At 51.2% G+C, this 12,971-nt stretch carries 11 protein-coding genes; 6 read left to right on the plus strand and 5 right to left on the minus strand.

All coding sequences use genetic code 11. The annotated features are described in order from the left end of the window. Positions 1–17 precede the first annotated feature (17 nt). Positions 18–1,067, plus strand: coding sequence for a proline racemase family protein (locus H9Q79_RS08880; protein WP_249329669.1), 1,050 nt, complete (start codon positions 18–20; stop codon positions 1,065–1,067). On the opposite strand, the gene H9Q79_RS08885 is transcribed toward H9Q79_RS08880, so the two are convergent. The 5 genes from H9Q79_RS08885 to H9Q79_RS08905 form a co-directional block, all read right to left on the minus strand. Beyond that, entirely contained in the window at positions 998–1,921 is a 924-nt protein-coding gene (locus H9Q79_RS08885) for a LysR family transcriptional regulator (protein ID WP_118643070.1), read from the minus strand. The two genes, H9Q79_RS08880 and H9Q79_RS08885, sit on opposite strands and share 70 nt — an antisense overlap. Positions 1,922–2,089: 168 nt before the next feature. Continuing rightward, the gene (locus H9Q79_RS08890) at positions 2,090–3,514 is read right to left on the minus strand and encodes a trimethylamine methyltransferase family protein (RefSeq protein WP_249329670.1); all 1,425 of its coding nucleotides are present in this window, start codon (positions 3,512–3,514) and stop codon (positions 2,090–2,092) included. 251 nt (positions 3,515–3,765) lie between these two features. After that, complete coding sequence (locus tag H9Q79_RS08895; RefSeq protein ID WP_249329671.1) at positions 3,766–4,701, minus strand: sugar phosphate isomerase/epimerase family protein; 936 nt, start codon at positions 4,699–4,701, stop codon at positions 3,766–3,768. Positions 4,702–4,747: 46 nt separating this feature from the next. After that, positions 4,748–6,730 carry a sodium-translocating pyrophosphatase gene (locus H9Q79_RS08900; protein ID WP_249329672.1) on the minus strand — a complete coding sequence of 661 codons (1,983 nt, stop codon included), beginning with the start codon at positions 6,728–6,730 and terminating at the stop codon, positions 4,748–4,750. Between the two features lie 103 nt (positions 6,731–6,833). After that, complete coding sequence (locus H9Q79_RS08905; protein WP_249329673.1) at positions 6,834–8,285, minus strand: 4-hydroxyphenylacetate 3-hydroxylase family protein; 1,452 nt, start codon at positions 8,283–8,285, stop codon at positions 6,834–6,836. 400 nt (positions 8,286–8,685) lie between these two features. Between H9Q79_RS08905 and H9Q79_RS08910 the strand changes: the two genes are divergently transcribed. The 5 genes from H9Q79_RS08910 to H9Q79_RS08930 are packed head-to-tail and all read left to right on the plus strand — an operon-like array spanning position 8,686 to position 12,957. Next, entirely contained in the window at positions 8,686–8,973 is a 288-nt protein-coding gene (locus H9Q79_RS08910; protein WP_249329674.1) for a NifU family protein, read from the plus strand. Beyond that, a complete protein-coding gene (locus H9Q79_RS08915; RefSeq protein ID WP_249329675.1) occupies positions 8,970–9,698 on the plus strand; it encodes a MaoC family dehydratase in 729 nt (242 codons plus the stop codon). The genes H9Q79_RS08910 and H9Q79_RS08915 overlap by 4 nt, the downstream gene beginning before the upstream one ends. 37 nt (positions 9,699–9,735) lie before the next feature. Beyond that, on the plus strand, positions 9,736–9,978 hold the full coding sequence (locus tag H9Q79_RS08920; RefSeq protein ID WP_118646978.1) for an acyl carrier protein: 243 nt from the start codon (positions 9,736–9,738) through the stop codon (positions 9,976–9,978). 28 nt (positions 9,979–10,006) lie between these two features. Beyond that, the gene (locus H9Q79_RS08925) at positions 10,007–10,651 is read left to right on the plus strand and encodes an MBL fold metallo-hydrolase (protein ID WP_118646976.1); all 645 of its coding nucleotides are present in this window, start codon (positions 10,007–10,009) and stop codon (positions 10,649–10,651) included. Then, on the plus strand, positions 10,648–12,957 hold the full coding sequence (locus H9Q79_RS08930) for a LuxE/PaaK family acyltransferase (protein ID WP_118646974.1): 2,310 nt from the start codon (positions 10,648–10,650) through the stop codon (positions 12,955–12,957). Before H9Q79_RS08925 ends, H9Q79_RS08930 begins: the two co-directional genes overlap by 4 nt. The last annotated feature ends 14 nt before the right edge of the window (positions 12,958–12,971 follow it).

The raw sequence follows: 12,971 nt of genomic DNA on the forward strand, positions 1-12,971 counted from the left end.
GAAAGCGAGGAAATGATATGGGATTTAAAAGAAGTTTCGATGTCGTCCAGGCACACTGCGGCGAGCCCATGCATGTGATCACGGGCGGGGTACCTACCATCCCCGGCGACACCGTCTACGAGCAAATGAAATGGATGCGGGAAAATGACGACCAGGTGCGCAATCTGGTGTTAAAAGAGCCCAGGGGCTATCCGCCGGTAAACTGCAATCTGATAGTCCCCGCAAAAGATCCACGGGCGGCAGCCGGATATATCATCATGGAGCAGAATGAATACTGTGTCATGAGCGGCGGTAATACCATAGCAGTTGCCACCGTTCTTCTCGAAACAGGTATGATCCCCATGAAAGAGCCCGTCACTGAGTTTTACCTGGAGGCAGCTGCAGGATTGATCAAGATCAAAGCAGATTGCCATAACGGCAAGGTCACTCAGGTTACATTTACGAATGTTCCGGCATTTCCAGTATATCTGGACGCGGAGATAGACGTGCCGACGCTGGGCAAAATCAAGGTCGATATTGCCTGGGGAGGGATGTTCTATTGCCTCATTGACTCCCGCCAGTTCCCATGGCTGAAGCTGGTTCCGTCTCAGGGGAAGGAAATCGCAAGAATCAGTGCCCTCTGCTATCAGGCGGCGCGAGAACAGCTCCCGGTGCATCACCCGGACTATCCGGGCATCGGTATCACCGGTTCCGAAATCCACGGCCCCACCGAGAACCCGAATGCAGACTGGCAGAGCGTCGACACTGTATATACCGGCGAGGTCGATCTGAACAGGCCGGAGACATGGACAGGGGCTTTAGACCGCTGTGCATGCGGAACTGGCACCTGCGCGCTGATGTCTGTCAAATACGCCAGAGGGGAACTGAAATTAAATGAGCCCTTCAGGCGCGAAGGGCTGATCGGCATCATATTTACCGGGCATGCGCTGGAGGAGGTTGACATACACGGTTATAAGGGAATCAAACCCACAATCGGAGGCGAGGCCTGGATCAGCGCCTACTGTAAATACGTATTGGACGAAACAGACCCATTCCCCAACGGATTCACAGTGGGAGACATCTGGTAACCCGACTCCGCCACCCCTCTTTTCACAATCGAAAACATCGCATCGCAAAACGATTCGTCCAGCGTATCGCTGCAGGTGAATCCCACCTTCAGGGTAAGGGGGCTGGACAACAAAGAGTCCGGCAGGATATCCATATCCGCTGTAATCGAAGAAGCTGGAAGAAGCGACACGGCAAGTCCGCTTCTGACAGCTTCTTCGATGTTCTCAGACATGGTGCTGGTAAAAACGATCTCATAATCTATGGAACTGTGCTTGAGAGAATAAAGGGTATAAGTGTTCACAATACAGTCATCTGCAAAAAGTGCTACAGGCAGTGCAGTCTTCTGCGGGATCGTATATTCCTTTGCGCTCACCCAATATAACGGCTCTTCCCAAAGAATCCGATCATCCCGAAACTGGGGTTCCATCGCCACAATCGCCGCTGAAACTGTTCCCTTCTCCATAGAATGGCGGATCGCCCGGCTCCTCGAACATATCGTGCTAAAATGATAGGACGGAAAGCTATTCTTCAGTTCAGGATATATATGCTTCAGGAACATCTTCGCATAGTCCGTGGGGACTCCAAAGACAATGTTCCCCGTCCAGTCCTCATTTCTTAAGGAACTAAATACCGCTCCGTTGAGTTCCAGTATATCCTTTGCATACTTAAAAAGCGTTTCTCCATCTTTGGTTAAAAGGAGGGAGTTTTTGCTCCGGATAAAAAGCTCTGTATCAAACTGCTCTTCCAGCTTTTTAATCTGAGTGCTGACAGCTGAAGGCGTACGGAAAATCAATTCCGAAGTAATATTCAGCTTACCGGTCTCGGCTGCAGTAACAAATGTGTTCAAATATTCAAGGCTCACGTATTTGTTCATAATGCCCCTCCTCTATAAAAAGATTTGTGGCGGGCTAGTGGATACCTGGACGAAAAGCAGCGGGAGACCTGCAGCGGTTCCGACCTGGCGGGAGGCGGGGCGGAACAGGGGCTGCCTCCCGCCAGACTTTCGTCCGGGTATCCAACCAGTCGCCGGCCGATCTACAGCTTACATAGCGTCAATCTGGTTCAGGCGCTCCACATCCATACCGGATTTTGCAAAGATTGCTTTCACCTTTGCCCGGTCCTCTTGTCCAATGCCCGGACGGTGGTCTTCATATTTCTTTAACAGCTTTTCAATTGCCTTGTCGATGCTGGCCTTGAGGTAATGTTCATCCTTGGCATTCCTGGAACCAATAACGGGGCTGTACAGCAGGCTGAAATTCTCCATGGTCGAATCTGAGGTTACATACGTTCCCGTATGGCCCACTTCCGTGATCTCATCCAGATCCAGGGTTTCCTCATTGATCTCAATCGGAGCCAGGGCTGCTTTTACCTCGCGGATAATCTCATAATCAATGACCATCTTTTCAAAACAGGTTGCATTAACGCTGTCCATAACGCCGCCTGCTTCCATGACGAAGTTGATGCCATGATGGAAGGATGAGAATAATGTCAGCATAGATTCATACCCGGCCTGTACATTGATACGGGGAGCGTCTGTCTGGCAGCCGCCGCCTCTGGAGGGCAGTCCGTAGAACTTAGCCATATTGGTAGAAAATCCCTGCATGACAGTGCCTTCCGGAGAAGCGCACGCAAAAGTGATGCCGCCGCGCATATCCGCCGCCGTGGACTGAATGCCGAATACCACAGGAGTTCCGGGACGGATCATCTGTGCCAGGCAGATGCCCGCCAGGTCTTCTGCCGTATTGCTGGCCAGGCTGCCCGCATAAAAGACAGGGCTGGTGGCTCCCAGCATGGAAGCAGGGCAGAGGATTACAGGCTGTCCATAGTCGACCAGCTGCATTAAGCAATCCAGCATACGTTCATCCAGCGTCAGCGGAGAAACTGTGTTGATTAATGCAATCATTCTCGGCTTCTCAATCAGAGCCTCTTTTCCTCCGAATATCTCACTGCTGGCTTCCAGGATCAGAGATACCTCCTCCTTGTATCCTGTGGGGAACAGCATGGCCTTTTCCGAATGGGTCAGCATGGCATAGAACATGCTCAGCGCCGCGCTCTCTTCCGGGATGTCTGAAGGCTGTACCAGGATTCCTCCATTAACATCATATACTTCCTCTTCTTCCACCATTTTCAGGCACTGAATATAATCTGCCATGGTGCCCGGGCGTCGGTTCCCCTCCCAATCATCAATAAATGCGCAGCCATAGGTAGGAACGGGATTTACATGTTCTCCGCCCACAGTCACATTATGTTTAGGGTCCCTCGCATAAATTGTAAAAGATTCCGGCGCCTTTTTCACCCAATGCCATACTTGTTCTTCTGTAAAATATGCGACATTATCCTCTACACGGATTCCGTTTGCCTTCAGGATCTCCACAGCCTTCTTATTAACGATAGCTACGCCTGTGGTTTCCATAATTTTCATCGCTGCCTCATGGATCAGCTGCTCTCTCGATTTTGTTTCTCCCATAATTATCCCTTCTGCCAGACATGGGGAGAACACATTCTCCCGTTTCTGGCCTCTCTTTTTTACTATGAAAGTCCCGGGCGGCAGCCGTGAGTCTCCGCACGCGAACATGCGGTGACCCACGGATACCGGACGGGCAGGCCGGTATAAGCAAACAGCCCGTCAGGGCAGATTGCGAATACTGGCGGCAGCTGTGAGAGCACCAAAGGTGCGGACAGCTGACTTTCATGATTGATGGCTGTCAAAATTGCCGGTTAACGGTTCCTCACTCCCAGTTTCAGTTCCTCTCTCAGATAGCGGATGCTTTCCTCACAGGCAGCCATCTCTCGTTTTCTGGCCTCTTCGATGGGCTCGTCCATACTCTTGAATGCGATTTCATTCTCAAGAATGATCTTATCCATCGATGATTTTTCCCTGATCTGCCGCACCATCAGCGGGCAATCCATGGAGCCCTGTCCATGAGGCGCGCCGATATCATGCACACCCAGAGGATCTACCACGATCACGTCATCGCTGAAATGACAGCAAAAGGCTCTGGGGAGCATCTTTTCCATCGCGTAATGAGGGTTCTCAATCACCTGCAGGGGATTCATCGTATCCACGCAGGTGCCAATCAGCGGGTGATTCAATTTGTCTACAATCCACAAGATCTCATCAGCAAAGGTATCCGTATGATTTTCAATGGCCACCTGCATACCATACTCCTCTATTAACGGAAGAGCTTCCCGGAATTCCTCATAACGAGCTGCCATCTGTGTCATAACCCTGGGATGGAAACAGGAGCCATACAGTTCTCTGGGGCGCAGGATATCCAGGCTGAATTTCACCAGCTCCGCATCCAGCCAGTGGCCAATCTGCAGGGCTTCCTTCACGTTACAATTCACACGGGAATCGCTACCCGCCTGGAAGGATGCATTGAACTCCAGAAACAGGCCGTGATCCCTGGCTGCCTTCGCCACCTTCTTCAGATTTTCCTCCCCGAAAGGATCCGTTTCCGCAGTCGTCAGCAGGTCTACCTTTGTGATCTGAAGCCCGTCCAGTTCCCATTTTTCGGCCCGGTCCATCAGCTCATACAGGGACATAACCTGATCGAAGTAATAATCCTTTCCAAATCCCCAGCTTTCACCGAACCCAAAGAAATGTAACGTATAAGTGTGCATCCCCAATCTTAATGCTCTTTCTTTTGCCAAGTTCTTCTCCTCCTTATTTCGTATTGGTGATCATTTGTTTGTCTGTTTATAGCAGGCTGCCTGCCGCCAGGAACAGCGGTGCGAACACCAGCGATACAATCGTCATCAGCTTGATCAGAATATTGATAGAAGGGCCTGAAGTATCTTTGAATGGATCTCCTACCGTATCTCCCACCACCGCCGCCTTGTGCGATTCACTTCCCTTGCCGCCGTACATGCCGCCCTCGATGTATTTCTTAGCATTATCCCATGCGCCGCCTGCATTAGACATGAAAATAGCCAGAAGGACTCCGGATACTATAGTCCCAGCCAGCATACCGCCCAATGCTACGGTTCCCAGGAGGAGGCCAACAGCCAGCGGCATGGCTACAGCTATGATTCCCGGAATAATCATCTCATGAAGCGCTGCCGTAGTGGAGATTCCTACACATGCGCGGTAATCCGGCTTTTCCTCACCTTTCAGGATTCCGGGCCTGTCACGGAACTGGCGGCGAACCTCTCCGATCATCTTATAAGCAGCCTTAGATACTGATTCCATGGTAATCGCTGAAAACAAGAAGGGGAGCATTCCGCCTATGAATACACCGATAATACAGCGGAAGTCCAGAATATTAATTGTGTCGATGTTGACCACCTGCGCATAGGAAACCAGCAGCGCCAGAGCAGTCAGCGCAGCAGAACCGATGGCAAAGCCTTTTCCGATTGCCGCAGTCGTATTTCCCACAGAATCCAGCTTGTCTGTAATGCCGCGCACCTTTGCATCCAGCCCGGACATCTCTGCAATTCCCCCTGCATTGTCTGCGATGGGCCCATAGGCGTCTACCGCGATCGTGCTCCCTGCCGTTGCCAGCATTCCGACGGCCGACAGAGCGATCCCGAACAACCCTGCGCTTAAGTATGACAGAAGGATTCCCACCGCGATACAGACAATCGGCACCACCGTTGATTTCATACCCACCGCAATACCTGCTATGATATTCGTCGCCGATCCCGTCTCTGATTCCTGGGCGATGTGCTGTACCGACGCGTATTTTTCTGATGTATAAAACTCAGTCACCGTGCCGATTACAAATCCTACTACCAGGCCGACTACGATAGCCACCGCCGGCATCACACTGTTAAAAAACGCAAGACTTAAAGGAAAGGACAGGGCTACCACTACCAGGTAAGCAATATTGCTGCCCAGATTGAGAGACCTCTGTGGGCTGCCTTTCTCCGAGCCACGCACAAAAACGGCTCCGACCACGGAAGCTACAATGCCAAATGCCGCAATGATCAGCGGGAACATGGCACCGGAAATCCCATAGGCAACCACGCCCAGGGTAATTGCCGAAACCAGCGCACCCACATAGGATTCAAACAGATCCGCACCCATGCCGGCCACATCTCCCACGTTATCGCCCACATTATCTGCGATAACCGCCGGATTCCGGGGATCATCCTCCGGAATATTGTTTTCTACTTTTCCCACCAGGTCTGCGCCTACATCTGCAGCCTTCGTATAAATACCGCCTCCGACACGGGCGAAAAGCGCTATCGTGGAGGCCCCCAGGCTATATCCGGTCAGCACCCTGACATCCTTAGTCAGCAGATAGATCAGGCTTACTCCCAGCAATCCAAAACCCACAACACAGAAGCCCATAACCGCGCCGCCGCGATAGGCCGTGACCAGCGCTTTTGCCATTCCCGACTCCCTGGCAGCATTGGCGGTCCGCACATTCGCGCGGGTCGCCATCCACATTCCTATATAACCGGCCAGCGTAGAGAACAACGCCCCCAGCAGGAAGCAGCCCGCAGTCAGCCAGCTCTGCAGCCCCAGGCCGATGACTATGAACATCACAGCCACAAATACAATCAATACACGATATTCAGCCCGCAAGAAAGCCGACGCCCCTTCCTGAATGGCCTGTGAGACCTCTCTCATCCGTTCAGTCCCTGTGCCCGCCTTTTTCACTTTCACAGCGAACACCCCGGCCACAATCAGGCCAATCACGCCTGCCGCCGGAACTAAGTAATATAAATTTTCCATCACAATGCCTCCTAATACTTTTTGGTACACCCCCATTATCCTGTAAAACACTCTATGCACATTGTGATTCTGACTTCTTTTTTAATTTATACTACCGTATGTATTACTCCTCAACATGTGCGATCGCTTTCGCCAACGCTTTTTTCATGGCCAGATTGCCCTGGCGGGAAATCATAATTCTCTGTGCCTGGGGAGAGCCCGCTCCATGCATGGATTCCGTACGGTAACCGACCGCGGCCGTTCCCAGGGTCAGATTCTCGATGAGGCGCATGATCTTCAGGCGGTTTTCCGTGGACACATCCGCCCTGCCCTTAAAATATTTTTCAATGACCGGCCCCATCTTCGGATCACGGAAATCCTTCTCCGCCGGAGCGGTTACCATCAGGCCGCCAGCAATATCCTCTGCCAGCCGCGCGATCTCATAGGGGAATCTGGTAATATTCTGCTTGCACACATTGGCCAGCAGCAGGTCAATGATATAGTTGCCGGACGCCGTCTTCGTTCCTTCTGTCGAGCAGGCGATTCCACAGCAATATAAAGTCTCGTTCAGATGCTGCATCTCAATAATTTTATCTTTGATGTGGGACGCCTTCGGGCATCCGTTGTAATCCGCCGCAACTGCCGCCGCGCCGATCAGCACGTCACCGACCCCTACCTTGCATCCGCCGTAGGACTGCCTGTGATATCCGGCGAACCGCTCTACCATCACGCCCGCGTACTCATATTCGCCGTTCAGGAAAATCCGGTCATTGGGCACAAATACATCATCAAATACAGTCAGCGCTTCCACGCCGCCAAATTCAGGATTGCCCACATCCAGGCTTCCCTCTTCCAGCTTCCTTGTATCGCAGGACTGACGTCCGATGATCATGAAGATTCCCTCGGTATCCACCGGAACGGCAAAAGATACGGCGTAATCCTTATCGTCCTCCCCCATGGCGATGGTCGGCATGACAATGACTTCATGGGAGTTGATGATACCTGTCTGATGTGCCTTCGCTCCGCGCACTACGATACCGTCTTCTCTTCTCTCTACAACCCTCAGGAACAGATCCGGATCTTCCTGGGCATGGGGAGCCCTGGAACGGTCACCCTTGGGGTCTGTCATAGCTCCGTCAACCGTCAGGTCATTCTCCTGGGCATATTTCAGAAATTTCACAAAATTTTCATGGTATTTGGTGCCATGGGACTGGTCACACTCATAGGTCGTACTGTATACGGCATTAAAAGCATCCATGCCCACACATCTCTGGAAACAGGCCGCTGTCTTCTGGCCGCAAAGCCTCTGCATCTTTACTTTATTCTTCAGATCTTCCGTGCTCATATGTATATGTGTAAACCGGTTGACCTTCCCTCCGGTAAACGGCGACGTGGCCGTCATCAGGTTCTCATACTCCGGCATCTGCGCCAGGTCATACGTCATCCTCACCGAGTTCAGGGACGGCCGTAAAATCGGATGATCCACCGGATTCTCCACCTTCTCACCAAACATATACACCTGCATGTTCATTTTACGAATACTTTCCACATACTCTTTCCCTGTCATCAACGCCATATTACGCACTCCCTCGTATTATATAGTAGTATTTTTTTATAGTCCTTCTCCAAAGACTGTATCCTATTATATCAGCAATTCTCATGCCAGTTTTTTTCCTCATTTCCCCGTTTCCTATTTTCCTATAAATTTTCATATATTTCACTTTTTTACCTCTCACTTGCATCTTTTCACCGTTTTATCACAATCATTTCTTTTGTACCATTTATGGAACATATTTTATTTTTTGTCTCATTACTGATACAATGACAATGCAAATTTTCCCATATTTTAGAGATTCTTTGATTTAGGCTCTTAAAAATTGTTTATTTTCATCGTTTATACTGGCATGTTATTTGCTACTATAATAGATGTGAAAAAAATATTACATGCAACTTTTAAGGTATAATCCGGAGAAAAAATGAATATAGAAGAAAAAATCAGGAAAATTATAGAGAAAAAAGTTCAGCCCTCCCTTCTGGAGCATGAGGGCAACATTCAGCTGGTATCTTATGAAGATGGAATATGCAAAGTACGGCTTCTGGGAAAATGCTCAAATTGTCCTTCTGCCATGCAAACCCTGGAGGAGCTCATAGAGCCTCCCCTGAAGGAGGAACTGCCGGAGATCCGGAAGGTTATTCTGATTCAGGAGACAAACCCGGAGCTCCTGTCTTTTGCAAAAAAAATTCTGAGGCACGAGTTTCCATGATCTCTGTCGGAATAAAGTATTGCGGCGGCTGTAATCCAAGATACGACCGGAGCCGCATGGTAACGGAGCTGATTAAAGAATTTCCCGGGATTTCATTTATTTATGACACCTCCGTCTACTGCCCGCTCTGGATCACCGTCAATGGCTGCCCGGTTGCGTGCGGAGCAGACACTGAACTGCCTGCCAAAGAGGTGGTCCGTCTGACACAGCCGAAGGACTTCTTCCAGCTGCGTACCAGGCTTCAGGCGCTTTGCACAGATGCTTCCTCCTCCAGAATACAGCACTGTTCGGTCGGAGACACTGCTACATTACAGAAAACTTTTACGTTTTCAGATACGGCAGCATTCTCCAGGTTAACAGGGGATACCAACGAAATACATATTCCCTCGGCGGTGGCTTCCCAGGGGCTTTTCCACCGTCCTATCGTGCAGGGGATTCTGGTCAGCAGCCTCCTGTCCGCTCTCATGGGCGCCCGCCTGCCCGGCAGCGGAACCATTCTTCTGGAAGAGCATGTGGAGTATCTGCGTCCGGTTTTTCCGGGAGATACAGTGACCGCTGAGATTTGCTTCCGGGAATATACAGAGCATAAAAACTTTTACACGGGTACTTTTACCGGAACCTGCACCCTTGAGGGTGGTTCGCTGGCCGTGTCTGCCACCTACCGCCAGATGATGTCCAAGCATTTTTTTACCGTCCGGCCAAATCCTCCGCAGCAGGAGATGTGACGCCAGACGGCCATTCTATTATACGAGGTAAACTTATATGACAAACGCACAAAAATATGATCGCATCTTTATACTAAATCTGAAAGTGACAAAGGAAGATTTACCGGGCCTGAAGTACCATGGAATCAAACAGTGGGATTCCATGCGGCACATTGACCTGGTGACAGACCTGGAAGAAACCTTTATGATCCAGCTGGATACCGTGGACATGCTCGATCTGTCGTCCTATGAGAAGGGAAAAGAAATTCTGGCCAAATACGGAGTAGACGTTACCGAATGAATCCGCAGAGAAGGGGATATAAACGCGTATGATCACTGCGCTTACTTCTAATACCACAACCAGTGTCTGCTATCTGCTGGATGAGCACAGCCATGTACTCCTGATTGATCCCAATGATTTCCGGCAGATTCAGGATACCCTTTTATCCTTTGGCGGCAGGCCGGAGCTGATTCTGCTGACCCATGAACATTTTGACCACATTACAGCGCTGGAAGAGGTCCGGGAGAGCTGGCAAATCCCAGTCATCGCCTCCCGCTGCTGCAGCGGCGCTCTGACGGAGGAATCGGAAAATCTGTCGAATATCTACGATCTGTTCGTCTATTTTCGCACAGGCTTCCTGTCGGAAGTACGCCATGAAGCATTTCGCTGCCGGCCGGCTGATATCGTATTTGACGAAACCTATTCCTTCCGCTGGCAGGATCACCTTTTTGAACTATACCGCTGTCCGGGCCATTCTCCCGGAAGCTGCGTCATTCTGATGGATCAGGAGGTACTCTTTTCCGGAGACTATCTGATCCCTGGAGAAAAGCCCAATCTGTCCCTGCGCACCAGCTGTACCTCTGATTACGAAGCCGTCACCCGTCCATGGCTCAGCCGTCTTCCGGACGGACTGCATATTTATCCGGGCCATGGCTCTCCATATACACTGACAAAGGAAAGGAATTCCCTATGACTAGAGACGAATTCTGCAGCCAGAAGCCTTTTTCCGTCCCACAGGATGAAAAAGAGGCTTTTTTTGCGAAAACCATACAGGAATTAACCGCTTATCATCGAACACACTGCAAGCCTTATGACCGTATTTGCCGGAATCTCTCACAGGAAGCACCATATCTCCCGGTATCACTGTTTAAGACTGTGGATTTAATCAGTGTGCCCGCGGAAACGGCATCTCTTCAGATGACTTCTTCCGGCACTTCGGGGCAGTCAGTTTCCCGGATTTTCCTGGACGGAGAAACGGCTGCCGGGCAGCGGAAAGCCCTCTGCTCCATTGCAGGGGATTTTCTGGGCCCGCGCAGGCTTCCTATGCTGATCCTCGATTCCCCCTCCGCCCTGTCCGATCCTTCCAGCTTTTCCGCCAGGGGCGCCGGTATTCTGGGATTTTCCGCGCTTTCCTCCCGGCGCTATTACCTGTTGGATGAGCACATGAATGTCCGGTTTTCCGAGCTGGAGCGTTTTATAGAAGAGACCGCAGGGGCGCCGGCATTTGCCTTCGGCTTCACTTCTATCATATGGAGCCGGTTTTGCCCGGCACTGTCTCACTTCGGAAAAGCCTGGGATCTATCCAACGTCCATCTCATTCATGGAGGCGGCTGGAAAAAGATGAAGGATCAGGCCGTTTCATCCGATACCTTCAAAGATGCCCTCCGCTCTCTCTGCGGGATTACAAAAGTTACAAATTATTATGGAATGGTGGAGCAGACCGGCAGCATTTTTATGGAATGTGAATGCGGGCATCTCCATGCCAGCCTCTATTCTGATGTGGAAATACTCCGGCCCTCAGATTTTACGCCCTGCGGAATCCGGGAGCAGGGTCTGATCGCCCTGCGGTCGTTTCTTCCCCATTCCTATCCGGGCCACTGCATTCTGACGGAAGACCTGGGCCGTTTGCTCGGCACGGACGATTGCCCCTGCGGCCGGAAAGGCAGATATTTCACCGTGGACGGCCGGATTCCCCAAGCCGTGATCCGGGGCTGCAGTGATACCGTTGAATTACCTGCGCCCTCTATCCCGGAACCAGACAGGATGCCAACTCCTTCTGTGCAGGTACTGGCCGGGACATATCCTCCTCATACAGAGGTCTTTCCGGCCTTTTCACAGCAGGCAGAGGGATTCCTGCAAAAATTGTCCCAGAACATTCTGGGCAATCAGGAGGCGCGCAATTATCCGGATGTCTACGCCTTCGGCTTCTGGTGCCGCAAAAGCCATTTACACTCCCTGAAAAAACGCCTTTTAGAATCCGCGCCTTCTTCCAGACAGGGCCTCGGCCTGGTTCTCCACATCGCTCCCTCCAACATGCCGGTTATGTTCGCTTACTCCTTTGCGGCTTCCCTGCTGGCAGGCAACTCCAATCTGGTACGCCTCTCCGGAAAATCTTTTCCGGAAGCTCTCTGGCTCTGCGGCCAGATCGAAAATTTGCTGGCGTTGCCGGAATTTGAATCCTTACGCCGTTCCAATAGTTTCGTTACCTTTCCTCATGATAACGATTTGATCACAGCTTTGTCCTCCGGCTGCAGCGCCAGGCTGCTCTGGGGCAGCAACTCCACGGTCAGGAAAATCCATTCGATTCCGGCATCCGACAATTGTCTGGATCTTCTGTTTCCGGGCCGGTATTCAATCGCCGTATTTGATGTCTCATTTTTGGAACAGATGGATGACGAAGACTTTCAGATGCTGGCGCGCCATTTTTATCAGGATACTTATGAGGCAGATCAGAATGCCTGTTCCAGTCCAAAGACCGTATTCTGGCTGACCGGCTTACTTCCCGGCGCCCGTGTCCAAGCCGTAAAGACCGCATTTTGGACGTCTCTGAGCCGAGAGGCGGAAAGATACGCGCCGGACCCCTGGAAGGTCATGGAGAAATACCATACGCTCTGCCTCAACCAAATACTTTTAGACGGGCTGGCGCCTGTGGAGCAATATGGAAATCATCTGTGGGTCTGCCCTTTCCGTCCAGCCTCCGCAACTGCCACCGATTTATCGGATACACGCGGTATTTCCGCTCCTATTGATACCTGGAACGGGCGGTTTGGCCTCTTCTTTGAACTGGAACTGGCCGGATTGCCGGATCTGGTCCCCTATCTGAACGCCACAGTTCAGACGGCAGTATCCGCGGGCATCACTCCCGCGGCTTTTCGCAAAGCTTTGGATGACAACGGCTGCCATTGGATCGACCGGATCGTCGTGCCGGGCGAAGCCCTGCAATTCGATACTATCTGGGACCGAAAGGATCTTCTGCTGCTGCTTTCAAAGCACTCTTGACCAGAGGAGGAAAC

This window comes from Wansuia hejianensis (genome assembly GCF_014337215.1).
GTDB lineage: Bacteria > Bacillota > Clostridia > Lachnospirales > Lachnospiraceae > Scatomonas > Scatomonas hejianensis.